The 25275-nt window shown below is 38.0% G+C and carries 22 protein-coding genes and 4 tRNA genes; 13 read left to right on the top strand and 13 right to left on the bottom strand.

What is annotated here, in order from left to right:
- Positions 1-132 precede the first annotated feature (132 nt).
- The 3 genes from I6F66_RS19055 to I6F66_RS19065 all read right to left on the bottom strand — a co-directional run bounded on the left by I6F66_RS19055 (position 133) and on the right by I6F66_RS19065 (position 1156).
- Positions 133-600, bottom strand: coding sequence for a YcxB family protein (locus I6F66_RS19055; protein WP_165727244.1), 468 nt, complete (start codon positions 598-600; stop codon positions 133-135).
- 132 nt (positions 601-732) lie between these two features.
- Positions 733-924 carry a hypothetical protein gene (locus I6F66_RS19060; protein WP_007378921.1) on the bottom strand — a complete coding sequence of 64 codons (192 nt, stop codon included), beginning with the start codon at positions 922-924 and terminating at the stop codon, positions 733-735.
- A 58-nt stretch (positions 925-982) separates the two neighbouring features.
- Complete coding sequence (locus I6F66_RS19065; RefSeq protein WP_002961939.1) at positions 983-1156, bottom strand: DUF1328 domain-containing protein; 174 nt, start codon at positions 1154-1156, stop codon at positions 983-985.
- A gap of 519 nt (positions 1157-1675) precedes the next feature.
- Here I6F66_RS19065 and I6F66_RS19070 point away from each other — a divergent pair.
- The 5 genes from I6F66_RS19070 (at position 1676) to I6F66_RS19090 (ending at position 6144) form a co-directional block, all read left to right on the top strand.
- Positions 1676-1918 (top strand): OadG family protein, encoded by a 243-nt coding sequence (locus I6F66_RS19070; RefSeq protein ID WP_007583814.1) that lies wholly within the window; start codon positions 1676-1678, stop codon positions 1916-1918.
- 11 nt (positions 1919-1929) lie between these two features.
- Positions 1930-3711, top strand: coding sequence for a sodium-extruding oxaloacetate decarboxylase subunit alpha (gene oadA, locus I6F66_RS19075; RefSeq protein ID WP_165722092.1), 1782 nt, complete (start codon positions 1930-1932; stop codon positions 3709-3711).
- 13 nt (positions 3712-3724) lie between these two features.
- Positions 3725-4855: a sodium ion-translocating decarboxylase subunit beta gene (locus I6F66_RS19080; protein WP_076925246.1), complete on the top strand. Its 1131-nt coding sequence runs from the start codon at positions 3725-3727 to the stop codon at positions 4853-4855.
- A 127-nt stretch (positions 4856-4982) separates the two neighbouring features.
- Positions 4983-5954: an aldo/keto reductase family oxidoreductase gene (locus tag I6F66_RS19085; RefSeq protein WP_165727246.1), complete on the top strand. Its 972-nt coding sequence runs from the start codon at positions 4983-4985 to the stop codon at positions 5952-5954.
- A 13-nt stretch (positions 5955-5967) separates the two neighbouring features.
- Positions 5968-6144 carry a hypothetical protein gene (locus tag I6F66_RS19090; RefSeq protein WP_007583822.1) on the top strand — a complete coding sequence of 59 codons (177 nt, stop codon included), beginning with the start codon at positions 5968-5970 and terminating at the stop codon, positions 6142-6144.
- A gap of 74 nt (positions 6145-6218) precedes the next feature.
- Here the strand turns inward: I6F66_RS19090 and I6F66_RS19095 are convergent, their stop codons facing one another.
- Positions 6219-7532 (bottom strand): peptidoglycan DD-metalloendopeptidase family protein, encoded by a 1314-nt coding sequence (locus I6F66_RS19095; RefSeq protein ID WP_007585425.1) that lies wholly within the window; start codon positions 7530-7532, stop codon positions 6219-6221.
- 322 nt (positions 7533-7854) lie between these two features.
- Between I6F66_RS19095 and tyrS the strand changes: the two genes are divergently transcribed.
- Positions 7855-9054 (top strand): tyrosine--tRNA ligase, encoded by a 1200-nt coding sequence (gene tyrS, locus I6F66_RS19100; RefSeq protein WP_007585427.1) that lies wholly within the window; start codon positions 7855-7857, stop codon positions 9052-9054.
- Positions 9055-9150: 96 nt separating this feature from the next.
- On the opposite strand, the gene I6F66_RS19105 is transcribed toward tyrS, so the two are convergent.
- The 4 genes from I6F66_RS19105 to folE2 form a co-directional block, all read right to left on the bottom strand.
- Positions 9151-10095 carry a regulatory signaling modulator protein AmpE gene (locus tag I6F66_RS19105; RefSeq protein WP_197142711.1) on the bottom strand — a complete coding sequence of 315 codons (945 nt, stop codon included), beginning with the start codon at positions 10093-10095 and terminating at the stop codon, positions 9151-9153.
- Positions 10096-10803 (bottom strand): 5'-methylthioadenosine/S-adenosylhomocysteine nucleosidase, encoded by a 708-nt coding sequence (gene mtnN / locus I6F66_RS19110; RefSeq protein ID WP_197209592.1) that lies wholly within the window; start codon positions 10801-10803, stop codon positions 10096-10098. It lies immediately after the preceding gene.
- A gap of 122 nt (positions 10804-10925) precedes the next feature.
- Positions 10926-11522, bottom strand: a complete 597-nt coding sequence (locus I6F66_RS19115) for a DUF2726 domain-containing protein (RefSeq protein ID WP_007582968.1) — start codon at positions 11520-11522, stop codon at positions 10926-10928.
- A gap of 116 nt (positions 11523-11638) precedes the next feature.
- Complete coding sequence (gene folE2, locus I6F66_RS19120) at positions 11639-12559, bottom strand: GTP cyclohydrolase FolE2 (RefSeq protein ID WP_197119246.1); 921 nt, start codon at positions 12557-12559, stop codon at positions 11639-11641.
- Positions 12560-12791: 232 nt separating this feature from the next.
- On the opposite strand from folE2, the gene arcB reads away from it, so the two are divergent.
- Positions 12792-15110: an aerobic respiration two-component sensor histidine kinase ArcB gene (gene arcB / locus I6F66_RS19125; protein WP_007582964.1), complete on the top strand. Its 2319-nt coding sequence runs from the start codon at positions 12792-12794 to the stop codon at positions 15108-15110.
- 16 nt (positions 15111-15126) lie between these two features.
- Here the strand turns inward: arcB and arcA are convergent, their stop codons facing one another.
- The 4 genes from arcA to trmB form a co-directional block, all read right to left on the bottom strand.
- Complete coding sequence (arcA, locus tag I6F66_RS19130) at positions 15127-15843, bottom strand: two-component system response regulator ArcA (RefSeq protein WP_002962549.1); 717 nt, start codon at positions 15841-15843, stop codon at positions 15127-15129.
- Positions 15844-16334: 491 nt separating this feature from the next.
- Positions 16335-17939 (bottom strand): sensor histidine kinase, encoded by a 1605-nt coding sequence (locus I6F66_RS19135; protein ID WP_007582962.1) that lies wholly within the window; start codon positions 17937-17939, stop codon positions 16335-16337.
- A 151-nt stretch (positions 17940-18090) separates the two neighbouring features.
- A complete protein-coding gene (locus I6F66_RS19140) occupies positions 18091-19116 on the bottom strand; it encodes a methyltransferase (RefSeq protein WP_165727250.1) in 1026 nt (341 codons plus the stop codon).
- A 66-nt stretch (positions 19117-19182) separates the two neighbouring features.
- A complete protein-coding gene (gene trmB / locus I6F66_RS19145; protein WP_007582957.1) occupies positions 19183-19908 on the bottom strand; it encodes a tRNA (guanosine(46)-N7)-methyltransferase TrmB in 726 nt (241 codons plus the stop codon).
- A 161-nt stretch (positions 19909-20069) separates the two neighbouring features.
- On the opposite strand from trmB, the gene mutY reads away from it, so the two are divergent.
- A complete protein-coding gene (gene mutY / locus I6F66_RS19150) occupies positions 20070-21131 on the top strand; it encodes an A/G-specific adenine glycosylase (protein WP_197209593.1) in 1062 nt (353 codons plus the stop codon).
- 35 nt (positions 21132-21166) lie between these two features.
- Entirely contained in the window at positions 21167-21439 is a 273-nt protein-coding gene (locus I6F66_RS19155; RefSeq protein WP_007582954.1) for an oxidative damage protection protein, read from the top strand.
- A 52-nt stretch (positions 21440-21491) separates the two neighbouring features.
- Here I6F66_RS19155 and I6F66_RS19160 read toward each other — a convergent pair whose 3' ends face one another.
- Entirely contained in the window at positions 21492-24269 is a 2778-nt protein-coding gene (locus tag I6F66_RS19160; protein ID WP_197209594.1) for an ATP-binding protein, read from the bottom strand.
- A 341-nt stretch (positions 24270-24610) separates the two neighbouring features.
- Between I6F66_RS19160 and I6F66_RS19165 the strand changes: the two genes are divergently transcribed.
- From I6F66_RS19165 to I6F66_RS19180, 4 genes are all read left to right on the top strand, one after another.
- Positions 24611-24686 (top strand) — tRNA-Phe (locus I6F66_RS19165).
- A 57-nt stretch (positions 24687-24743) separates the two neighbouring features.
- Positions 24744-24819: transfer RNA gene (locus I6F66_RS19170), tRNA-Thr, on the top strand.
- A 55-nt stretch (positions 24820-24874) separates the two neighbouring features.
- Positions 24875-24950: transfer RNA gene (locus I6F66_RS19175), tRNA-Phe, on the top strand.
- A gap of 57 nt (positions 24951-25007) precedes the next feature.
- Positions 25008-25083 (top strand) — tRNA-Thr (locus tag I6F66_RS19180).
- The last annotated feature ends 192 nt before the right edge of the window (positions 25084-25275 follow it).

Here is a 25275-nt window from a genome sequence, read left to right on the forward strand (position 1 = left end):
AGGGCAATGCGAGAACGAGTGAAACGTTATATTCTTCCAGAAAAAAGAAAACGGCCCAAAAGTAGGACCGTTCGAATATCAAAAACTCGGTACACCATTAAGTCAAAACATGCTTAACTGAATGGTGTTAACTCACTGAGTGGCTTTTTTGTTTATAAAAGCGAGTATTTCAGGGGTTAGTATTTGTTTTGAAATGTACTGCATTCCGCTTTTATTTTTAATAATAATACCTTGCTGAGTATCTATTACTTCGCTTATGTTTTGCCAAGTTAGCTCAAAACTTTTGTAATGATTAGCCGACTTAATGCCTTCTTCATCAAAGGTAAGTGTTACCTCAGAGCCTGACGCTCTGCTGAGCATTTGTCTGGTTACCCACCAAGGTCTGCGATAGTAAAAAGCGACGCACTCTAGTACACCTAGCATGATCATAAACGATCCTAAGTAATGATCGTTTAAAACATAAATGCCAAATAAACCAAGCGCAACGAGGAGTACAAGTAAAAAGTACTTAGGTTTGGCGCGCTTACTGTAGGGGAGTGACTCGTCAAAGCACTCGTAAAAGTAAGGTTTATCTAGTGTGTAGGTTGTTGTAAATGCCATATTGCCTTGCTTTAAATATCGTTTTTTTTATTTTAACAAGCTAACCGCTAAATGAGCAGCTTTATAGTCAGTGATTTTATTACAGACACAAAAAAACGGCCCTAAGGCCGTTTTTTAGCGTTACAAGAAGAATTAACAGTTAGTTTCTTCAGCGTTTACGCCTTCTTTAACATTTTCACATGCATCTTCTACTTTGTTTTGCACGTCAGTTACTGCTTCGTCAATACGTTCGCCTGCGTCTTCTGCATGATTGTCTTCACAACCCATGATAAAGAAACTTGCGAATAGACCGATTAGTGCTGCTTTTACAGTTGTTGAATTCATAATGTAATTCCTTGTAAGTATTAATTAAATTTTAGTGTTTGTTAGTTGAATGCTTTATCTACCTGGGTGATTTACCACGTAGTGCACCTGAGACTAATGAAATCACTAAAAGTACTAAAAAGATAAAAAATATAATTTTTGCTATACCAGCTGCGGCACCTGCGATGCCACCAAAACCTAACACTGCAGCGATTAAAGCAATAACTAAAAATGTAATTGTCCAGCGTAACATTGTTTTCTCCTTGGTTATCAAATTTGCTCACAATAACTAATGCCAGTTATATGCCAAAGTTTATTTTTGTTTTATATCAGCTAGTTATGGTTTTTAACTGTGTTTTTAGTTATTAGTTAGTTAGTAATTTTTACGCTTTATTATGTAAGTTATTCACACTGTTACAAGTTACCGGTAAATATTCACTAAAAATAATATTTTTGGTAAGACCAATTAACAATTGATGTGTGTTTTTGTACTTATTATAAAATTTGGTGGTTATTTTTATTAAGTTGAATAGTTAATTAACAACTTCCATATAACTATTAGCTATAGTCGTTATTTTCTGTATGTATTGTAGGGCGCATGATTGCTGAGTTATGGCATGTAAAATTGTTGAGTGTTATGTTGTTTATAGTTTAATTGGTTTTACCAATTTACAAGATGTAGACAAAGCGACTAGTTTTGTTATTATCCAGTGAATAAATATTTAATTAAATCGATTTTTTATTTTCGATATGGGTTTCAAGGGGGAGAAAAATGGATATAGGTGCTCTACTCACAACGGCTGGTAGCTTAATGCTAACTGGTATGGTTGGGGTGTTTGTATTTCTGTCGATATTAATTGGTGCAGTAACGCTTATGTCTAATTTGGTGACGCGCTATAGCGAACCAGAGGCATCACCAGCTAAATCACCGTCTTTTAAATCTCAAGGTGTGCCTAATGAGCACATCGCTGCTATTAGTGCTGCCATTGCTCAGTACAAATCAAATAATAAATAAGGGGCACACACATGGCTAAATTAAAATTAACAGAATTGGTATTACGCGATGCGCACCAATCATTGCTCGCAACACGTATGCGCCTAGACGATATGCTACCTATTGCTAGCAAGCTAGATGATGCAGGTTATTGGTCTATTGAATCGTGGGGCGGTGCTACATTTGATTCGTGTATTCGTTATTTAGGCGAAGATCCTTGGGAGCGTATTCGTGCGCTTAAAAAAGCGATGCCTAATACTAAACAGCAAATGCTATTACGCGGTCAAAACCTATTAGGCTACCGCCATTACGCTGATGATGTAGTTGAAAAGTTTGTAGAACGCGCACATAAAAATGGCGTTGACGTATTTCGTATTTTCGATGCAATGAACGATGTACGTAACCTAGAAACAGCGATTAAAGCGGCTATAAAAGTAGGCGCACATGCTCAAGGTACTATTTCGTACACGGTAAGTCCTGTTCATACGCTTGATATGTGGCTGACTCTTGCTAAGCAATTAGAAGATTTAGGCTGTCACTCAATTTGTATTAAAGATATGGCGGGTTTATTAAAGCCGTACGATGCTGAAAAACTAATTAAAGCACTTAAGGAAACCGTGTCGGTTCCTATTGCTATGCAGTGCCACGCTACAACTGGTTTAAGTACTGCGACTTATCAAAAAGCGATTGATGCAGGCATTGATATGCTTGATACCGCTATTTCATCTATGAGTATGACTTACGGACACACAGCAACTGAAACTATTGTATCGATAGTTGAAGGAACTGAGCGCGATACTGACCTTGATTTAAATCATCTAGAAGAAATTGCTGCTTACTTTAGAGATGTACGTAAAAAATATGCGGCATTTGAAGGTAGCTTAAAAGGGGTTGATGGTCGTATTTTACTAGCTCAAGTACCTGGTGGCATGCTTACAAACATGGAAAACCAACTTAAAGAGCAAGGCGCGGCAGATAAGCTTAATGAAGTTTTGCTTGAGATCCCACGGGTACGTGAAGATCTTGGTTTTTTACCTTTAGTAACACCCACGTCGCAAATTGTAGGCACTCAAGCAGTACTTAATGTGCTAACCGGTGAGCGTTATAAAACAATTACTAAAGAAACTGCTGGCGTATTAAAAGGTGAATATGGCTTAACACCAGCACCAATGAATAAAGAGCTACAAGAGCGTGTGCTTGATGGAGCAGAGGTTATTACTTGTCGCCCTGCAGATAACATTGCACCAGAGCTTGCAACGCTTGAAGCTGAATTATTAAAAGAAGCACAAGAGCAAGGTTTAACACTTGCTGATGAGCAAATTGATGACGTACTAACTTATGCATTATTTCCGCAGGTTGGTTTGAAATTTATTAAAAATCGTAATAACCCTGATGCATTTGAGCCTATTCCTACCGTTGAAGATAAGAGCAATAAGGCAGCACCAAAATCAGGATCAAATAATAACAGCGTTAAAGCTGAGCAATACAGCGTAAAAGTAGATGGTAAAGTTTACGACGTAGTAGTGGCGCAAGGTGGTGAGCTAAAAGAAGTAACATTAAAAGACTCTGAGCACATTCCTCAGTCTGCTTCAGTTGCATCAGGTGAAACACTTAACGCACCTTTAGCCGGTAATATTTTTAAGATTAAGGTAAAAGCTGGGCAAGTTGTTAACGAAGGTGATGTAGTGATTATTATGGAAGCCATGAAAATGGAAACCGAAATACGCGCAATGCATACCGGAACTATTGCCGAAGTGTTGGTTGGTGAAGGCGATGCCGTAACTACCGGCGACGCTATGATTGCATTAGCTTAGGAGCAAATAGAGGATGGACGGTATTTTAAACCTCTGGAATGCGACCGGCATTGCTAACTTTACAATCCCATCGTTAATTATGATTGCGGTAGGGTGTTTATTACTGTTTTTAGCGATAGCTAAAGGCTTTGAACCACTATTATTATTACCAATTGGTTTTGGTGCAATTTTAACAAATGTACCAGTGGCAGGTTTGTCAGACCCAGGTGGGCTTTTGTATTACGTTTATTACGTGGGTATTGATACGGGGATTTTTCCGTTATTAATATTTATGGGAGTAGGGGCGCTGACCGACTTTAGCGCGCTTATTGCAAACCCACGTATGTTGTTATTAGGTGCGGCTGCACAGTTTGGTATTTTTGCTACACTGTTTGGCGCAATATTACTTAACTATGTGCCAGGCTTTGAGTTTACTCTACAGGACGCATCGGCTATTGCAATTATTGGTGGTGCAGATGGGCCAACAGCAATATTTTTAGCGTCAAAACTGGCTCCTGATTTACTTGGTGCAATAGCGGTAGCAGCATACTCATATATGGCATTAGTACCAATTATTCAACCGCCAATTATGCGTGCGTTAACAACCCCAGAAGAACGTAAAATTAAGATGCCAGAGCTTCGCAAAGTATCTAAAAAGGAAAAGATTATTTTCCCTCTTATGGTGCTTAGTTTAACGGCTATGTTTTTACCGGCTGCTATACCGCTTGTAGGTATGTTTTGTTTAGGTAACTTAATGCGAGAGTCGGGTGTTGTTGATAGATTAAGTAACAGTGCTCAAAACGAAATCATCAATGTTACAACTATATTTTTAGGTTTAGCTGTAGGTTCAAAGCTTGCTGCAGATAAGTTTTTAACTGTTGAGACGATTGGTATTTTAGTGCTTGGCGCACTGGCTTTTGCAATTGGTACTGCATCTGGCGTATTTATGGCAAAAGGACTTAACCGCATATCTAAAACACCTATAAACCCATTAATTGGGGCAGCAGGTGTATCGGCTGTGCCAATGGCGGCACGAGTAGTTAATAAAGTGGGCCTTGAAAGCAACCCACATAACTTTTTACTTATGCATGCTATGGGACCCAACGTAGCGGGTGTACTTGGTAGTGCAGTTGCTGCGGGTATTTTATTAGCACTTGTTGGCTAAAAATGTAATTTAAAATAGATTAACTATTAAGCGCAGTTTACTGCGCTTTTTTTTGTGCCTAATTTGTAGCTAGATAAAGCTTTTTTGTTTACAGTGACTATTCTTCAAAACTTTAAGGATAGTTACCATGCTTCACACACCTTTAGCAAAGCACTTACCTCATGTTAGTAAACTTGTATTCGGATGCATGGGTCTGGGAGGCGGTTGGAATAAAGACGCAATCACTGATGCACATGTTAAGCAAACTCATGAATGCATAGATAACGCTATTGAAGGTGGCATTAACTTTTTTGACCATGCTGATATTTATACTTTTGGTAAAGCGGAGCAGGTTTTTGGTAAAGCATTAAGCGAGCGACCAGAGCTTAGAGAGCACATGTATATTCAATCTAAGTGTGGGATTCGTTTTGAAGATGACTTAGGGCCAAAGCGCTATGATTTTTCATCAAAGTGGATTGAGCAATCAGTTGAAGCATCCTTGAAGCGATTAAATACAGACTATTTAGACGTACTTATGCTACATCGTCCTGATCCACTCATGGAAGCTAACGAAATTGCTCGCATATTTAGTTGCTTAAAAGAAAGCGGTAAAGTGCGCAATTTTGCAGTATCGAATATGCAGCAACATCAAATGAATTTCTTACAGCATGCACTTGATATGCCGATTGTGGCTAATCAAATTGAGGCTAGTTTACAAAAACATCAGTTTGTTGATGAAGGTGTATATGCCGGTAACAGTGACGGTAAGGATCTTAATTTTACGCCCGGTAGTATTGAGTACTGTCGCCATTTTGAAATTCAAATTCAAAGCTGGGGCAGTTTATGCCAAGGATTATACAGCGGCAGTGATTTATCAAACGCATCGCAGGCTGATATAAACACCAGTCTTTTAGTTAATAAGCTGGCTGCACTTTATGATACGTCTGCTGAGGCTATAGTCATTGCATGGTTACTGCGCCATCCCGCATCTATTCAGCCGATTATTGGAACAACTAATGCCAAGCGTATTAAAGCCTCTTGTGATGCTGTAAACGTACAGCTAACTCGTGAGCATTGGTATGCACTTTATGTAAGCGCTAAAGGCCATGAGCTACCATAAGAAGGGCATTGATATGAATATATTCGTTATTTTAATTGGTTTGTTTGTCGCGCTAGCGATACTTATTCCATTGCTTGAAAAATATCAAAGTAAAATAGGGCTCAACGGTGCAACCAAATACAGCAAATATATTTGGCCATTAGTGATGGTGTCTTTAGTTATTCAGCTCATTTATGTATTAATGTACTAATGGTTTTTAGCGTACACAAAAAAGCCTTTGCAGGTTTAACCTGCAAAGGCTTTTTTAATGTTTATTAATAAACTTTATTTAAGTGCTAACTGTAGCTCGCGATTGCGCTCAAGTTGGGCAATAAAATTATCTGCAATAGGTTTAAACTTAGCAAGTTCTGAGCGAGGTAATGGCTCTGACTTAGGAAGTTTTACTGTTTTAGGATTACGGTGAACGCCATTTACTAAAAATTCATAGTGTAAATGTGCGCCAGTAACACGACCCGTAGAACCTACAGTACCAATTTGTTGGCCCTGTTTAACTTTTTGGCCCGTTTTAACTAGTTTCTTATTTAGGTGTAAGTACTTAGTTACATATTGTGTGCCATGGCTAATAAAGACGTAGTTACCGTTGTACTTGCTGTAACCCGCTTTAACTACCTTACCGTTCCCTGATGCAACCACCGGTGTGCCAGTGCGTGCCGCAAAGTCGATACCACGGTGCGCTCTAACTTGCCCAGTAACTGGGTGTAAGCGACGAGGATTAAAGCTCGAACTAATATACTTAAAGCTTACAGGTGCACGTAAAAATGCTTTTTTCATGCTACGCCCTTCAGGCGTATAAAAATTGCCGTCGGTATGGCGAATCGCTGCAAAGCGCTGACCTTGGTTTACAAATTCAGCGGCAATAATTTTACCGGTACCAATAAACTCGCCATCAACATAATGAGACTCGTAAATTAAGCCAAACACATCGCCTTTACGAATGTCGTTTGCAAAATCAACATCCCAACCAAATATGTCAGCAAAGTTCATTATTTGACGTTCGCTTAAACCTGCCGCTATTGCTGAAGTCCAAAAGTTGTTAGATATTTCGCCGCCAGCGGTTTTGGTTAGCGTTTCAATTTCTTTACTATCAATAGCTGTATCGTAGTTACCTTCTTCATTTAAGGTAACAAATAAAGTATCGGTTTTTGAAATCACATAGCGCAGTTGAGCCAAAGAGCCATCTTCAGCTGTCGCAAAGCTAAGTATTTCACCAGGGTGAATTTTAGTTAGCTTGCGCGTTTCTGCGTTAGTGTTAATTAGTTTATGGAGCGTTTGAGCTGAAAAACCAGCACGTTTGAAGATAATTGCTAAATTGTCGCCATTTTTAACTTTATGATCGACAAAGTCGTATTCTGGTAATTTTTCTGCTGCTTGCTCTGAATTTAACTCAGTTAATTTTTCGTTGTCATCAACTTTAACTTGTAACTCATAGCGCTTGCCTATCTCTAATGCATCTGCATTATTGTCTTTAGAAGCAGTCGCTTTTTCAGAAGGAAGAAATGCCAAGCCGGCAATAGCAGAAACTAAACCTAAAATAAGCAATTTGTGTTTTTTTGGGAGAGTGTTAACCACGTGAACCATAACGTGCCTTTTTCTGCTGTCAAGATAATAAATACATAATATTGCAGGATATACTTAATAATGTACGAATACTAGTGCTTTGTAGATTTAAACTAACCTTAAACTACGCTAAAATCAGGGTTAGGAAGCCTTTTTTAACGTCCTATCTAACTAAGACTCAATTCATTTTGTTTAGTTGCATTAATAACTTAAAAAGTTATTTTAATTAGGTAGAAATTTGTTATGTTAGCTACATATATATATTCGGTTTAAACCTATATTAAACCGTGATTACAAGTAACTAGTCCGCCCCTTCGTAGGCAGAATTTTGGAGTAACACAAAGTGGATTTACAAACCGCTCTAGCAGAGATAAAACGCGGTGCAGAAGAAATATTAATTGAAGACGAACTAGTTGAAAAACTAAAGTCGGGCAAAAAGCTAAAAATAAAAGCTGGCTTTGATCCTACAGCCCCTGATTTACATTTAGGGCACACTGTACTAATTAATAAAATGAAAACCTTTCAGGATTTAGGTCATGAGGTTATTTTCTTAATTGGTGACTTTACTGGCATGATTGGTGACCCAACAGGTAAAAACGTAACGCGTAAACCACTTACTCGCGAAGACGTACTAGCCAATGCCGAAACATATAAAGAACAAGTATTCAAAATTCTAGATCCTGCTAAAACCACTGTTGCATTTAACTCTACTTGGATGGAAAAGTTAGGCGCTGCAGGTATGATAAAACTTGCTGCTAACCAAACAGTAGCGCGCATGCTTGAACGTGATGACTTTAAAAAGCGTTACGGCAGCGGTCAACCAATTGCAATTCACGAGTTTTTATATCCACTGGTACAAGGTTGGGATTCGGTTGCACTAGAGTCAGATGTTGAACTGGGCGGTACTGATCAGCGCTTTAACTTGCTAATGGGTCGTGAGCTACAAAAAGTTGAAGGGCAAAAGCCGCAAACAGTATTAATGATGCCATTACTTGAAGGTACTGACGGCGTTCAAAAAATGTCTAAGTCGCTTGGTAACTACATTGGTATTACTGATGCGCCAAACGATATGTTTGGTAAAATAATGTCAATTAGTGATGTGCTAATGTGGCGTTATTACGATTTATTAAGCGCGCTTTCTATTGAAGAAATTGCAGCTCAAAAAGAACGTGTTGAGCAAGGTACTAACCCGCGCGATATTAAAATTGAACTAGCTAAAGAGCTAATTGCTCGTTTTCATAGTGAAGCTGATGCACAAGGTGCACATGATGATTTTATTCAGCGTTTTCAGAAAAAAGCGTTACCAGATGAAATCCCTGAGCTAACAATCACTATCGCAGAAGACACTATTTTAATTGCTAACTTGCTTAAAGAAGCAAATTTAGTAGTAAGTACATCAGAAGCAATGCGTATGATTAAGCAAGGTGCAGTTAAACTTAACGGTGAAGATAAAATCACTGACACCAAACTTGAAATAGCAAAAGGTACAACGGCTATTTACCAAGTAGGTAAACGTAAGTTTGCAAACATCACTGTAGCTTAAATACCGTTTGAAAACTAAAAAACCAGCCTAGGCTGGTTTTTTTGTGCTCGTATTTTGGGGTCTGTAAATAGTTACGAGGTAGTCACTAAATAGTCACTAAATCACTTTTAATATTTTAATACTTACAATTACTAACAACCAAAATACACGCGCCTGATTTAATCTATTAATTATTACAGGTACATCCTCGGGTGTAGGTAGTCTATCAGTACCTATACGCATTTTATTAAAGCGAGTACCTAAATAAACTGCAGGCCCGCCCAGCTGCACGCCAAGTGATGCAGAGCATGTGCTTAGTAGCCAACCTGTATTTGTTTGATAAAAATGTCTACCATAATGCTTTATGTAGTGCATGCTTTGTTTGCTCGCTCTACTTGCTGCAATAGTTAAAGCGAGTAAGCGCATTGGAATATACTCAATAATAAACAACAGAGTTTTAAGCGGTTTTAAAAAGTAGCTATTTGGGGATATGTCACTACGCCAGGCTTGTTGTATTAAAGTAAGTAATCGATAGGCGAGGGCCGCAATAGGGCCAAAGGCTAAAAATATAAATATAACTACGAAATAGTATCGAGCAGTGCGCAGTATTAAGCTTTCAATTAATGCTTTGATAATACCAGGAGATGAAAGCCTATTAACTTCACGGGCAAGCAGTGGTTTTAGTAATTCGCGTGCTGTCGATTTTTGATTTTGTTTAGTTAGCTTTGCAATGCGAAGTGCTTTTTTATCAATACTCTTACTTTCTAAGCATAAGTATAAAATAAGGCCAGCGAGTAATTCAGGATAAAAAGCAAACTCGAGTAGTAACACTACAATAATGAGAATGACACTTAAAATGAGCGTGCTTGCGAGTATAGCTGCCAAATATTGATAGCTTTTAGGTTCTTTGCTTTTGTATATGCGCTTGCCAATAGCACCAAAAACAGCATTCAGCGCTGTATTAGGATGATACCAGCTAATAAGGGGAATAAAGCGCTCAGCAAGGAGCGCTAGTATGAAGGCAATAAAGTCCAAGTGATTTTGAACAATATTGCTAAGCATTTACAGAGACACTGCAGTTAGCTTTTCTAAAAGTGCGACAACCATTTTAGATGAGTTGATTGATGCTGTTTCTAGGTATTCTTCAAACGATTGTGGTGACTCTTTACCTGCAATATCAGACATTGAGCGAATTACAACAAATGGTGTGTTAAGCGTAAAACACGTTTGTGCAATTGAAGCGCCTTCCATTTCAACGGCAAGCATTGTAGGAAAATCACTGCGTGCTTTATCGATACGCACAGGGTCACACATAAATGTGTCACCAGTACAAATTAAGCCAACAAGTGTTTTAACATCACTGATTTGTTCGATTGTTTGTTGTGCTGCTTCAACTAATTTAGGGTGAGCTGTAAAGCCTGCTGGCATTTGTGGTACTTGGCCAATTTCGTAGCCAAAAGCAGTAACATCTACATCGTGATGACGTACTTCTGACGAAATTACTACGTCGCCAACACTTAGAGAAGGATCGAATCCACCGGCAGAGCCTGTGTTAATTACGCAATCAGGTTTGAAGTTGTCAATTAGTAAGGTAGTTGCAATTGTTGATGCTACTTTACCAATACCAGATTGAACAAGTGTTACTGTGTTACCAGCCAATTCACCAGTATAAAAAGTGAAACCTGCTTTAGTTAAAATTTGTGCGTTTTGCATCGCTTCACGTAAAATTTTAACTTCTGGCTCCATTGCGCCAATAATACCAACATTCATAATGTTTAATTCCTGAGTTTGAATCACTTGATTATACGTGAAGTTAGCAATAAAAAACAAAAAAGCGAGCTTGTTTATGAGCTCGCTTTAAATACTTTTTAGGAGAGTATTTAATTTGGTTTTTAAATTTCAGCTAAAGCAGTTGTTTGTGCTTTGGCTTGAGAAGGTGAAAGTACCGCTGGCTTATGTGAGCGATTACGAACAGGGCGCTGCGTTTGTGTTGCTGCAGGCTTACCAAGTTTAAACATAATTGCATCGCGTACTTCAGAAGGACGGTAGCCCGATTTAACTTTCATACGAATATGTGGAATGCCCGCAGACTCTAGTGCACCGTTTACAAACCAGTCGCGTTGAGCTTTGTGGCCATCTTTATTGGCATTGTTAACTAGGTCAACGGCCGCAACAATAGTTAGTTTTTCTTTATCGATTAATACAAAGTCGAGTTGCTTATTTTTAGCTTTAGCTAAAGCAGCACGTTTAGATTTAATAGAAAGACCTTGCTTACAGTCAATAACGTCAATTAGCTTAACGCGACTAACAATTTTATATTGATCGCCAACAGCACGCTCGAGAAGATTTAAAAAAGCGCCTTCAACCTGCGTAAAAACAGTTTGCTTGCGGGTAAAAGGATACGGGTTTCCGCCATCGTCATTAAATTTTGACGCAACAACAGAAGCCCCGACAACTAATACTAGAATTAATAATAAAGCGAATTCCATACGGTAACTCCATAACAACAAATTGACACTGCTCAAATAAAGCAATTTACGTGCCTAAAAAGTATGAGTTATAAAATAATTACCAACTGTTTATAAAAGCTAAAACGATGTAGCTATTAAGCTTTGTATCCACCTTTAATACCTTTAACCGCAATAGCTACAGCATCGTGTGCATGGAGTGATTCATAATGGTTTATTTGCAGCCAGTAATCGCTGTAATTATCTGTTTCTAATAAAGCTTTAATTTTACGCGCTGCATCTTCACAAAACATAAGATTTTGACCATTTAAACGGGCAAATTCTTGCTCGTCTTCGCGTTTTACTGCCGCTTGTACAGGCGTTTTAAGTTCAGCTTCGAGGGTATTTATTAGAGTCACTACGTCAAATTCTTGAATATTGCTATCAAGCTTTACTTTTACGTTGGCAATAGAGCGCTGCGAGTGAGGTGTAGCTACTATGCCTTGTGTAGTGCCTAGCCATTCGTGCACATCTTTTTGGCTTAAGGTTTCTTGGTTAAACTTTTCGTTAAACGCGTTTTGTATAAGCTGGCGTGCAAGTGCTGCAGAGCAAGGGCATGTTGAAGAATAGGTAACATCTACGGTTAGCTCGTAGCTAATAATGTTATTTTCAATTGTACTGGTAAGTACAACTGGGTAGCTTTTCCAGCCCGCTTTACCACTTAATAGTGATTTACGGCGTAGCGGTAATTCAAATTTAAATTCAATTTGTGCTTTATCGCTCAGCCCTTCGTGGCTAGTTATAAAGGTATCGAGTGCTTGCGCTATTGTTTGCGGATTGACTTGCTGCTCAGTTGAAAGCAGGTCAAGTGCTAAAAATAGACGTGACATATGAATGCCTTTGGCATCTTCTTTATGCAAATTTACAAATGCACGAGCTTTGGCATTTACTGTAACTGGAGATAAGTCTCGTGACTCAAAAATAAATGGCAGTTCGATTTCGCCCATGCCAACCCAGTCTAATTTACCTGTTTGTAAAGCGGGTGCAGTGTCTGCTATATCTGGCATATTGGTTTGCATGTGCGCTACTCGTATTTTGGAGATAATAAAGCGGGGCATTTTACACTAAATAATTTATTGCTGAAATGATGAGTTTAAGAGATGAGCAAAATCAAACATGAAAAATTCTGTTTTTATCGCACAACATGGGTAGTGGTAGGAGAAAAATGCTAAAATCTGGGAAAATGGTATGTTTATACATGCGCATTGCCTTCTTTATATTTAAGCACACAGCTAAGAGATAAAATTACGTATGACCGATTATTCTTTGAGCCCTTGGGCTCGGGTACTTTCCAGCTCAATAACGCGATTTGGTGAATTTAAAACCGCAGCTATTTGTTACACTTTATTTTTAACTGTATCTCTTATTTTATCGAGCATGTTTTATTATGTTGCGATAGGCGAATTACACCTTGTTGATATTTTGGCTGTGGTATTTTTTACGGCTGTAGTTTCTCCTTTAATTATAAGTGTATTACTTAATTCAATTCGTCAATTAGATGCCTCGTATGCTTATTTAGATAGCGCAACCAAGCAGGAGAAGCTCTTAAACCAAACCCTAAAAGACAACATTAGTCGTTTAAATATTGAAATTGATGAGCGTAAAATGGCATTTCATGCCAAGCATCGCGCTATTGAAGAGCTGCGCCGAGAAATTGCTGAGCGTAAAAAAACACAACAAGAACTTGCCCAACAAAGTATGTTGCAACGCTCAATCGTTGATTCATCTCCCGATCTATTTTATTACCGCGATAACAACGGTGTATTTGCCGGCTGTAATAAAATGTTTGAAGAGGTAATGGGAAAATCAAGTAGTGAGTTAATAGGAAAAACGGTTGAGCAGATATTCCCGAGTCATTTTTTAGCTGAAGTTTTGGCAACCGATAAAGAAGTAGAGCAAAGCCATAAAGCACTAACTATAGATGTAGGCTATGAAGTAAATGGTGAAACACGTTGGTTTGAGCTGCGTAAATTACCTTTTATAAATGATGACGGTGACTACATTGGTTTACTGGGCTTTGGTCGTGATATCACTAGCCGTAAAGAAGCAGCACAAGCACTCGAAACTGCCTATAAAGACAAAGGTAAGTTTATTGCTACGCTGAGCCATGAACTACGTACTCCTTTAAATGGCATTGTTGGTTTAACGCGTATGTTATTAGACACAGAGCTTAATAAGCAGCAGCGTAGTTGGGGCAATACTATTTTTTCGAGTGCTGAAACACTCGGTAATATTTTTAACGATATTATAGATTTAGATAAAATAGATAGAGATCAGCTCGATATAGCAACCAATTCTATTAATGTGTCAGACTTTATAAACGATGTAGTTAATTTTGCAGGCTTAATAGCAGAGCAAAAAGAGCTTGAGTTTGATATTAAGCGCAATGGCATACTTGATGTTTACGCGCAGCTCGATCCGACTCGATTACGCCAAGTTGTTTGGAACTTAATTAACAACGCCGTTAAGTTTACTCAGCAAGGCAAAGTAACACTCGAATGCAGCAGAGAAAATCGCGTAGAAGGCCCATGGTTAGTTATTAAGGTACTAGATACCGGTCAAGGTATTCCACCAGAGCAACTTGCCCATATATTTGATATGTATTACAAAGCGCCGGATTTAAAAGGCACTAACGCGATAGGCTCCGGTATTGGTTTAGCTGTAACTAAAGCACTTGTAAGTGCAATGAAAGGGATAATTACGGTAAATAGTACTGAAGGCGAAGGAAGTTGTTTTACAGTGCAAATACCGCTTAGTTTATGTGTTGCACCAACAGAGCAAAGTTATGTTGGCCGTGGTTTGTATATTCTGCTAGTAGAAGATGTGCCTCTGAACGCCGAAATTGCTACAAACCTATTAGAGCAACGCGGGCATGAAGTGTTATGGGCTGAAACCGGTGAAGATGCGCTCTCGTTTGTCGAAACCGAAGATGACTTAGATTTAGTACTACTCGATATGCAATTGCCAGATATAAACGGTGACGTGGTTGCTAAACAAATACGCTCAGATAGCCACTTCGATAAATTACCTATTGTTGCTTTAACTGCCAATGTACGCAGTGCTGAAAAAGAGCTTGAAGGTATATCAATACAAGGTGCGTTGGCCAAGCCAATTAACACAGTTAAGCTTGATAAAATGCTGGCTGACTTATTTGGCATTAAGCAAAGTGAATGCACAGAGCCACAGCTAAAAGTAAGTGAAGAAGCGCTAGAGGGCATTGATGCACACTTATTAGATATTGAAACAATAGAAGACTTTGTAAATTCGATGGGCTTAGTTGTATTTAGACGCAGTAGTCAGTTATTTGAAAAGCTAAGTCCACAATATCAGCAAGAATTACTTACTTCATTAAATACCGGTGATAGAGAAGAGTATGAATCAGTAGCGCATAAACTTAAAGGTGCGGCTGGCTCGGTAGGTTTAAATGATGTGCAGCTTCATGCCAAAATAATGGAGCATGGTGCGATTGATGAATCTGATGAAGTGTTAAAGCAGTGGTTAGATGTTTTAGCAGATAAAATAAATGAAGGACAAAAAGCCCTTCATTTATTTTTACAGCAATTAGAGTAAAACTAATTAGCTCTAATTAAGCGTCAATTTTACCAATGAAACGGTAACCTTCACCATGGATGGTGCTGATTAACTCTGACGTTGAGTTATCACTCTCAAAATGCTTACGAATGCGACGAATAGTAACATCAACAGTACGGTCATTTGCACGAAGCTCACGGCCTGTCATGTGCTTGATTAATTGCTCACGACTAAAAATACGACCTGGAGAATCAAGCATTAAACGAAGTGCTCTGTACTCACCTTTTGGTAAACGTTTAGCGTCGCCATTTGGAGAAGTAAGACAGCGGCTATTCTCATCAAGTTCCCAACCGTTAAACGTAATAACACCATTTGTTTCTAGTGCAGACTCTTCACCGCCTAAAGCAGTACGAGTAATAAGGTTGCGAGCTCTAATAGTTAATTCACGCGGGTTGAATGGCTTAGTAACATAGTCATCTGCGCCAATTTCAAGACCTAAAATACGGTCAACATCGTTGTCACGACCGGTTAGGAATATAAGACCTACTTTACGCTTTTGGCGTAATTCACGGGCTAAAATAAGACCGTTTTTACCAGGAAGGTTGATATCCATAACTACAAGATTAACGTCATCGTTATTTGTAAGCTTGTCATGCATATCATCGCCATCAATGGCTTCAATAACTTTGTACCCTTCAGCTTCAAATAAACTAACTAGGTTCAGTCGAGTTACGTCTTCATCTTCTACGATTAGAATGACTGGCGTTTGCATTATTAATTAACCTTTTGGAATATTTTATTTATAAAAAAACCGGTGACGAATTTATAACCGATTACTAGAGATTATAGGATTATACCCATTTGTTAACAAGGAAAAAACAAATTGGATAAAAATAAAACAGTAGGGTGTCCAAAGTCTACTAAAAAGGGCAGTGCAAAAACTACTGTTTAATTGATATATACGTGGATGTAGCTATTTGAATCATAAAGTCGAAGCCATTTTCCTTTAATAATTGATACATCATTCAATCAAACAAGGTACTTAAAATAATCAGACTAATTCAAAGCAAAACTATATCACTTTCTAACCTTTCATCAATGTATGTGATACAGCAAAGATAAAAAAGTTCATAAATCGCTTGGTAATATTTATTTAATGCAATTAAATAATGTTACGCGCTTATCACATGCCTCATTAATGAGGTCATTAAATGCTAATTCAAGGATAAATTTTAAATATATGCACTTTTTAGTGATCTTTATTTAAGGAATAGTAATTATAAAGCGAGCACCGTGTTTTTCTTCAAGATCAAACATAACTCTTCCGCCAAGTGCTTGTGTTACTAGGTTGTAGACCAAGTGCATGCCTAAGCCGCTTGCGCCTTGTCCGCGCTTTGAAGTTACAAACGGATCAAAAATTCTATTTTTAATGTTTTTATCAACACCTTGACCATTGTCAGAATAAACTATTGTTAATTTTTTCCCTACCAGTTCTACGTCAAAGCGAATTTCATTATTTTCTTTACCTATAAATCCATGAATCACAGAGTTCATAAGCAACTGCTGAAACACTTGTTGCAGAGGTTCAGACTTACTATGAATAGCCAAGTCGGTCGGACAGTTAATAATAACGACAGGCTTTTTAGGCAGTAGTTCAGATTGAATCGATGTTAAAACATCACTTATTAATTTATGTACATTAATATAGGTATTAACACCGTCGTCTTGAATAACGGCCACTTTTTTAAAGTTAGATATCAGGTCTGCGGCACGATTTAGATTACGATAAATTAAGTCTAAGTTTTCAATACCTTCATCTATAAAGCGTTTTAGATGGCTTGAGGTAAGTTTTTTATCGTCAAAGCTTTGCTGTATATCTGCCAGTTTATCTCGAAGTAATGTAGAGCCTGTAATACCTAGCCCTATTGGTGTATTCACTTCATGGGCAACCCCAGCAACCATTTGCCCAAGCGATGCCATTTTTTCGTTTTCAACAATTTGCGTTTGGTACTGATGCATTCTCTCAAGGGTTGATAAAAGCTCTTGATTTGCTTCTCTGAGAGCGATTGTTCGCTGGTTTACTTTTTCTTCAAGGCTCTGGTTTAGTTGTTTTATTTCTTGTTTATCTTTTTCGTGGCGCTCAAGTTGCTTTTTGGTACGTGTAAGCATGATATTTAAACTATTTGAAAGAGCGGTTATTTCTTTTACATCGGTTATTGGCGCGCGTGCATCATAGTTATGATTTTTAGATACATCCTGCAATAGCATGCTTAACTGTTCTATTGGCTTGGCTATACGTCGTTGAACTTTTATAGCAATAAAGTAAACAACGATTAAAATTAATAGAGTTAATAGCACGTCTATTAATATTTTTCTCTCAATATAAGTCTCTAAACTTTCGAGGCTCCCTCGCATATATACATAACCGACCAACTTTTCGTTATCGTAAATAGGGCGGGTTAGTTCAATATGATCGCTCGTAATTCGTGGCGTTTTTAGCTCATCAACACTGTCTATTCTTAGTGGTACTGGAGGTGTTTTTTTTGCATTAAAGCTAATAAAAAAAACAGGTTTTTGAGATGCTTTTTCTATTGAATAAATATGTATGTTTTTTACAAGGGGGATATTTTCAAATGACTTGAGGCGTTTTTCTTCTGTTTTTCTATCATCTTCAACTACTGATTTACCAGCATCAAAAGCTACAATTTCAGAAAGTATGACGAGTTTATTAATGATTAATTGCTTTTGCTCTTTTACGCTTAAATAAGTAGATATCGAAATAGATAGCGACAAGCAAATAGCTGTAATAAGCATAATTAAATTTATGAGTGCTTTGCGAATGCTACTTTGATGAACTTTTTTAGGCATTATTTCGTTATCGCCTGAATTAATTTTGATTATTTAGAGTTTTAGTTTAGCAAAGACGGGAGAAAATGAAGGAAAAAAGCTAAATTAATTCTTATATTTATGCGAAGGTTAGCTTGAGCGCGTTTGCACTCAAGCATTTTTTAAAATAATACTAGCTGCTATATACGGCAAACTTGTTATTTTTAAATACCGTTTGGTAGCTTTCAAATTGCGTTTCTAAAATAGGCGGGTATTTTAAAAAGCTATTAGCAACAATATTCAGCTTTCCTACTTTAGTTAAATGCTGTTTTGCATTTGCTAAAAATGTTTCTGCTACTGTGTAGTCGGTTGCAATACCTGTATGAAAAGGTGGATTGCTAATAATTAAATCAAACTTACCGGTAATGCTTTTAAGACCGTCACTTAATATCGCTTCGCCTTTGATGCTGTTAAGCTTTAGAGTCTGCTGTGTTGCGTAAGTTGCCAGTGCACTTACATCACTACACACAAACTCGACTGCTGGATTATGCAGCCCTAAAAAGGTTGCTATTAAACCTGCGCCACAACCAAAGTCGAGAACCCTACCTTGCTTAATTGTCGGTGCGTTTTCGAGTAGAACTTTCGTTCCCATATCTAAACTACCGTGATTAAAAACCCCTGGGACACTAATAGCTGTAAACTCGGTGTCGGCAACATTAACAACAAACTTTTTATGGTAGGTCGTAATATCAAAATCAGGGTGCTGGGTAATCTCAGCAAATGAGTAAAGAACGCAGTGCTTAGCTGAATCAATTTTGTTACTAAACTCAGCTTTACCAGCTAATTGCTTTTCAATTGATTTAACACCACTTTTGTTTTCACCTACCACCAATAGTTCGGCATCATCAGTAATAGCAGATCGAATATTATCAAGCGCCATTAATAACTCAGGTTTTGATTTAGGATAGTAAAGAATAACTAAATCGTAGCCGTTACCAGGTATTGTGTGATTTACACAAATCTCAACGTCTTTGGTGTTTTTAGCAAACTCACCGTTAGCATGGTTGTAGCTAAATGCAGTTACCTTGCTTTGCGGGTTAAGTTTTTTAAGCTCTGTTAAAAAGCCATCTTGAACAAAGTTGACCACCAAGATAGATTTGCCCGTTAGTGCCTCGCTATTACGAAGTAACAGTAAACTTGGGTTGGTTAGTACGCTCATAAATGGCTTTGCCTTACAGTATGTTTAGTTTTATTAAAAATAAAAGTGAGTGCTTAAAGTTACAAATTACTCAGTACGTTCAAACATTAAATCCCACACGCCATGACCTAGGCGATGTCCGCGCTGCTCAAACTTAGTAAGCGGGCGCAAATCTGGACGTGGAACATAATCGTTTGTTTCTGATTGGTTTTTAAAACCAGGAGCTACATTCATTACTTCGAGCATATGCTCTGCATAGTTTTCCCAATCTGTTGCCATATGAAAAACGCCACCCATTTTCAGTTGGGCTCTTAGTTTTTCAACAAACTCAGTTTGTACGATACGGCGTTTATGATGACGCTTTTTATGCCAAGGATCAGGGAAAAACAACTGTAGTGTTGTTAAGCTTTCATTAGGTATACAGTCTGCAAGTACTTCAACTGCATCGTGTTCAAAAATACGCAAGTTAGTAATGCCTGCTTCATCGGCATCCATTAAACAAGCACCAACGCCTGGGCGGTGTACTTCAATACCAATAAAGTTTAGGTGAGGGGCATTTGTTGCCATTTCGACAAGCGATTTACCCATACCAAAACCAATTTCTACTACTACATCATTGTTGTTGCCAAAAACTTCGCTTAAATCAAGCATACCGTTTTTATGCTCTAGGCCCATTGTTGGCCAGCATTTTTCGATTGCAGCGGCTTGGCCTTTGGTTAATCGACCTTCGCGTTTTACAAAACTGCGAATGGTGCGGATGTATTTACCTTCTTGCTTAGCTTGCTCAAGGTTAGTGTTGCTTGATTCACTCATATTATTGGCCTGACAAAAACAATGTGTTTAAAAATGGTTGCATATTATCCCTGACCGAGCCCGCAATCACAAGTATTAGCTGGTTTTACACGCCCTATAGCTTGATCTTTTTATTAACTACAATAGACTGAGCCGCCATTGAGCATCAGTAAAAGTACAATATGTTGGATTTAAATAAAGAACAGTCTAATTCGTTTTCTAATCAAGTCGTTGATTGGTATCACCTTCATGGGCGTAAAACACTTCCATGGCAGTTGGGTAAAACACCTTATAAAGTGTGGGTGTCTGAGGTGATGCTCCAGCAAACTCAAGTTATTACTGTTATCCCATATTTTGAAAAATTCATGCAAAGCTTTCCAGATATTATTGCTTTAGCCGATGCTGATGAAGATTTAGTACTGCATCACTGGACTGGCTTAGGGTATTACGCTCGTGCGCGTAACTTACATAAAACAGCTAAAATAGTACGTGACAAGTACCAAGGTGAATTTCCGCAAACGCTTGATGAAGTAATGGATTTACCGGGAATAGGGCGCTCTACTGCCGGGGCTGTTTTATCATTGTCGCTTGGACAGCATCATCCAATTTTAGATGGGAATGTTAAGCGAGTCTTAGCGCGCTACTTTATGATAGAAGGTTGGTACGGTGTTAAAAAAGTCGAAAACCAGCTTTGGCATTTATCAGAGCAATTAACACCTAAAAATAATGTCACCGAATTTAATCAAGCTATGATGGATTTAGGTGCGAGTGTTTGCTCACGCAGTCGTTTTGATTGTGAGGCTTGCCCATTAAATTCAGGTTGTGGTGCTTTTAATGCAGGTAAAGTAAAAGAGTTTCCACATTCTAAACCTAAAAAAGCAGTGCCGAAGAAGAGTTGTCATCAGTTAATTATTCAGTGCGGCGATAAAGTGCTTATGGAAAAACGCCCTAACAGCGGTATTTGGGGAGGACTATTTGGCTTTTTTGAATTTAATGAGTACGAGGAGCTTCAAATGTTTTTAGCTCAGCAAGGATTAGAAGCCGACTTAGTAGAGCTTGAAGCGTTTATTCATGTGTTTTCACATTTTGAGCTGACGATTAATCCGCATGTGCTCAATGTTAAGAACATTCCTGATGTAGTAAATGACAAACAATTAGTGTGGTATCCGCTTGATCAATCAATAGAGGTTGGCCTAGCAGCGCCAACTAAAAAGTTGGTTAAACAAATTACAGCAATAGTATAGAATAGCCCCATATTTAGCGTTAGAGAGAATCAATCATGGCACGTACAGTATTTTGTCAAAAGTTACAAAAAGAAGCCGAAGGGCTTGGCTTTCAGTTATACCCTGGTGAAGTTGGTGAAAAGATTTTTAATAACATCTCTAAAGAAGCGTGGGGTCAGTGGCAGCATAAGCAAACAATGCTTATTAACGAAAAGCATTTAAATATGATGGACCCAGAGCACCGCACATTTTTAGAAGAGCAAATGGTTGGCTTTTTGTTTGAAAACAAAGATGTGGAAATTGAAGGTTATCGACCGCCTGAAAAATAATATTTTGAACATAAAAAAAGGGCTAAATAGCCCTTTTTTTGTGTGCGATTATTTAATCACTTAACTCATCTTCTTGCTCAGAGATTTTAATTTGTTCTTTTAAAAATTGAGCTGCCTTAGAGTATTCAATTTCTAACTTATCTCTTAAGTCTATTAATTCATCGGTAGTGAGTTCACCTTTTTTACATTTATCTTCAAATGCACTTGAAAGTTCAGCCACCGTTAGGGCACCAATTGTTTTAGAGATCGATTTTAATTGATGACACCCTTCAATAATCTCATCTAAATCGTTAACCATAACGCCTGAATTAATCCCCTTAATTAGCCCTTGGCTTTGTTCTAAATACATTTTGAAAAAGCGTAACTGTTTAGCTTCGTCACCATTTACATATTTAGCAACTGCTTCCATATCAATAGGTAGCGCCATGGTTTGATGGATAACTACATTTGGGTTTTGGCTTTGCTTATCGCTCCAGCGTTTTAAAGTGTCCTCTAACGCGTTTAGCTCTATAGGTTTGGTAATGAAGTCGTTTATACCTACGGCTAAGCAACGCTCTTTTTCGCCTTTAAGTGCGTTTGCTGTTACAGCAATAATGTAAGGCTGTGCATCAATTGATTCTAATAGCTCTGCTTCGTTACGGATTTTTTCGACCATATCGTAACCCGACATTTTAGGCATGTGTAAGTCGGTTAAAATAAGTGAGTAATCACCTTTTCTCCACATATCTAAGCCTTCTTCACCGTTGTTTGCTATCTCAACGCCAAAACCTAGTATGTGTAATTGATCGGTCAGCACTTGTTGGTTTAGAAGGTTATCTTCAACAAGTAAAACCAATTTGTTTGATTTACGAGCTTGCTCAACATTTAAATAGTTATTAAGTGTTTTGGTTTTTTTAATTTGTTTAGGTGTATGCAAACCTGCAGCGACTAAAATAGACAGCATAAAGTTAGACTTACATAAAGGAGAGGCATTAATATAAAAAATATTATTATGATTTATAGCCGCTTCATCAAGCTTACTTAGTACAACAACTTGTTGGTTATAATCCTCTAATGAATAAAATAAGCGTCTTAGCAGCGCGTTTGTTTTATCCATATTGTCTATGCCATCAGCCACCCAAATAATATCTTGCGAATGTTGATGCTCTTCAATTTCTTCTTCTGTGTGTGCATAAACTATTTTAGCGCCCATAAACGATAAATAACGGTACATTGTTTTTTCACGTTCTAGGTGATTACTAACTACAACAATTTGCTTACCATTTAATGCACCTTTGTGTGCGTACTTAATTCTACCCGATGTGCTAAACGGCAGTTCAACAGTAAACTCACTGCCAATTCCTGTATGGCTAGTTACATGAATAGTACCTAGCATAAGCTCAGTTAAGCTTTTACAAATAGAAAGACCTAAACCTGTCCCTCCATATTCTCGGGTAATCGAATTTTCGGCTTGAATAAACGGATTAAATATTTCGCGTAGTTGTGCCTGCGACATGCCTTTACCGTTATCAGTTACGCAAAAGCGTAAGGTAAAGTGATCAGTCGTATTATGTACCACCTCTACTGATATTTTTACATGCCCTTGGGTTTTTTCATCAGTGCTCGTAAATTTAATTGCGTTACTACATAGGTTATAAAGAACCTGACGTACACGTACGCTATCACCGGTAAGATTTATAGGAATATCTGGTGCTATTGCTAGCTCTAAATCAAGCTCACGTTTTTTAGCAACAGATGAGAGCACACGAGCAACTTCTTCAATAGTATCGGTTACCGAAAATGGGATCGGGTCAATATTTAGCTTTCCAGCCTCAATTTTAGAGAAATCTAAAATATCATCCAAAATGCTCAATAACGAAAATGCTGATTCACGAATAATCGTACTTAAACGATGCTGAGCGCCATCAAGTTCGGTCTGGCGCAGTAAATCAATAGTACCTATAACACCATTCATCGGTGTTCTTATTTCGTGACTCATCGTTGCTAAGAATGTTGTTTTAGTTTCGCTTGCTCGCTCTGCTTTTAATGTGGCTTGCTCAAGCGCTAAGGTACGATTTTGCACTTCGGCTTCTAGGCCATTTTGTAATTTATAAAGCTCTTTTTGTGCAGAGTCATTCTCGCTCATTGCAGTTTGTACTTTTTGTAGCAATAAGTTGATGTTTTTTGCTACTACACCTAAACCAATATCAAGTTGCTCATCAACATTACTATTGTAATTAGCATCTTCAGTGATTGCCTGTAACTCTTGAGTAAGAGTGTCAGTACTTTTACGTAAGCGCGTATTAATGTACATATTAAACATTAAAGTAAGTATAAATAATGCAGCAACACTCGCTATCGCGATGATGTAAGCGATAACTTGAGAATCTTGAGCGCTTAAAGGCGTGGCTGGTATGTTTTGCTTAATAATAAGCTCGCCAATGGGTTGATCGTTTAACAATAGTAGGTGATGCAGAATACCTTCTTCTTTTAAGTGCTTTTCAGTTTTAACAGAAGCGATGGCTGGTTTACTGCTGCTATATACCAACTGAGTACCTGATGTAGCATTGAAGCGATATAGAGTATATTCAAAGTCACCGTCTAATAAGGAGGTTAAATCAAGTAACTGTTTTACTTTACCTTGACCATACATAGTTAATGCATCAACCATAGGTAAGTCTAATCTATCGGCAAGCGTTACAATATTAATAGATGATACTGGTTGGGCTGTCTTAACTTCAGTTTGTGTATAAAATGAGTGGGCAACAATAGCGAGCGCTGTTACAGCAATATTAATGATTAAAAAAAGTGGCAGTAAGCCTTTTACTGGCGATGAGAATTTACTCTGCATTGATTGTTTCCAATTGATGTGTTTTTACTACGATAAGTCCCTATCGTACGTATCTAAGCTAATCGTAACATTTACAAAAAATAATTCACTACGGTTTTAGTCTGATTTAGTTATATTTATTTATAGTTATAGCCCGATTTGTGGTAAAAATGAACGTTATTAATAAAAAATGTACTGAGTTGTCTGAAAACCGTTCAAACAGTTATAAAGAAGAAAAAAAAAGTTGACTTGTAAGGGCAAAACTCGTTTAATACGCCGCACGCCCAGATAGCTCAGTCGCTAGAGATGAGTGGGAATTGCATTAAAAATCCTTTAAGATTTTTAATTAGCACTGTTTAAGTGCCTCGATAGCTCAGTTGGTAGAGCAGAGGATTGAAAATCCTCGTGTCCCTGGTTCGATTCCGGGTCGAGGCACCATTTGCTTTAAGTTCTCAATCTTTAAAATTGAACGTGCCTTAGCACACAGTTTTGTGTGCCGACTTAGCTCAGCTGGTAGAGCAACTGACTTGTAATCAGTAGGTCAACCGTTCGACTCGGTTAGTCGGCACCATTTATAAAGCTAAAAGTTAAATAATTATTTTACTTTTAGTTAGCACAGTTTATGTGCCTCGATAGCTCAGTCGGTAGAGCAGAGGATTGAAAATCCTCGTGTCCGTGGTTCGATTCCGCGTCGAGGCACCATTTGCTTTAAGTTCTCAATCTTTAAAATTGAACGTGCCTTAGCACACAGTTTTGTGTGCCGACTTAGCTCAGCTGGTAGAGCAACTGACTTGTAATCAGTAGGTCAACCGTTCGACTCGGTTAGTCGGCACCATTTATTTAAAGTAATTTGAAAAGAAAAACTGTAATCAGTAGTCTGTTCAAATTACCCGTCGACTCGGTTAGTCGGCACCATTTATTTAAAGTTAATTGTAAAGTATTACAATTAATTAGCACAGTTTATGTGCCTCGATAGCTCAGTCGGTAGAGCAGAGGATTGAAAATCCTCGTGTCCGTGGTTCGATTC

The organism is Pseudoalteromonas sp. NZS100_1, assembly GCF_015864285.1.
Lineage (GTDB): Bacteria > Pseudomonadota > Gammaproteobacteria > Enterobacterales > Alteromonadaceae > Pseudoalteromonas > Pseudoalteromonas arctica.

Bases quoted from the DNA above. Each gene is read 5' to 3' on its own strand.
- I6F66_RS19055 (WP_165727244.1), bottom strand. From the start codon at position 600: ATGGCATTTACAACAACCTACACACTAGATAAACCTTACTTTTACGAG.
- I6F66_RS19060 (WP_007378921.1), bottom strand. From the start codon at position 924: ATGAATTCAACAACTGTAAAAGCAGCACTAATCGGTCTATTCGCAAGT.
- I6F66_RS19065 (WP_002961939.1), bottom strand. From the start codon at position 1,156: ATGTTACGCTGGACAATTACATTTTTAGTTATTGCTTTAATCGCTGCA.
- I6F66_RS19070 (WP_007583814.1), top strand. From the start codon at position 1,676: ATGGATATAGGTGCTCTACTCACAACGGCTGGTAGCTTAATGCTAACT.
- oadA (WP_165722092.1), top strand. From the start codon at position 1,930: ATGGCTAAATTAAAATTAACAGAATTGGTATTACGCGATGCGCACCAA.
- I6F66_RS19080 (WP_076925246.1), top strand. From the start codon at position 3,725: ATGGACGGTATTTTAAACCTCTGGAATGCGACCGGCATTGCTAACTTT.
- I6F66_RS19085 (WP_165727246.1), top strand. From the start codon at position 4,983: ATGCTTCACACACCTTTAGCAAAGCACTTACCTCATGTTAGTAAACTT.
- I6F66_RS19090 (WP_007583822.1), top strand. From the start codon at position 5,968: ATGAATATATTCGTTATTTTAATTGGTTTGTTTGTCGCGCTAGCGATA.
- I6F66_RS19095 (WP_007585425.1), bottom strand. From the start codon at position 7,532: ATGGTTCACGTGGTTAACACTCTCCCAAAAAAACACAAATTGCTTATT.
- I6F66_RS19105 (WP_197142711.1), bottom strand. From the start codon at position 10,095: ATGCTTAGCAATATTGTTCAAAATCACTTGGACTTTATTGCCTTCATA.
- mtnN (WP_197209592.1), bottom strand. From the start codon at position 10,803: ATGAATGTTGGTATTATTGGCGCAATGGAGCCAGAAGTTAAAATTTTA.
- I6F66_RS19115 (WP_007582968.1), bottom strand. From the start codon at position 11,522: ATGGAATTCGCTTTATTATTAATTCTAGTATTAGTTGTCGGGGCTTCT.
- folE2 (WP_197119246.1), bottom strand. From the start codon at position 12,559: ATGCAAACCAATATGCCAGATATAGCAGACACTGCACCCGCTTTACAA.
- arcB (WP_007582964.1), top strand. From the start codon at position 12,792: ATGACCGATTATTCTTTGAGCCCTTGGGCTCGGGTACTTTCCAGCTCA.
- arcA (WP_002962549.1), bottom strand. From the start codon at position 15,843: ATGCAAACGCCAGTCATTCTAATCGTAGAAGATGAAGACGTAACTCGA.
- I6F66_RS19135 (WP_007582962.1), bottom strand. From the start codon at position 17,939: ATGCCTAAAAAAGTTCATCAAAGTAGCATTCGCAAAGCACTCATAAAT.
- I6F66_RS19140 (WP_165727250.1), bottom strand. From the start codon at position 19,116: ATGAGCGTACTAACCAACCCAAGTTTACTGTTACTTCGTAATAGCGAG.
- trmB (WP_007582957.1), bottom strand. From the start codon at position 19,908: ATGAGTGAATCAAGCAACACTAACCTTGAGCAAGCTAAGCAAGAAGGT.
- mutY (WP_197209593.1), top strand. From the start codon at position 20,070: ATGTTGGATTTAAATAAAGAACAGTCTAATTCGTTTTCTAATCAAGTC.
- I6F66_RS19155 (WP_007582954.1), top strand. From the start codon at position 21,167: ATGGCACGTACAGTATTTTGTCAAAAGTTACAAAAAGAAGCCGAAGGG.
- I6F66_RS19160 (WP_197209594.1), bottom strand. From the start codon at position 24,269: ATGCAGAGTAAATTCTCATCGCCAGTAAAAGGCTTACTGCCACTTTTT.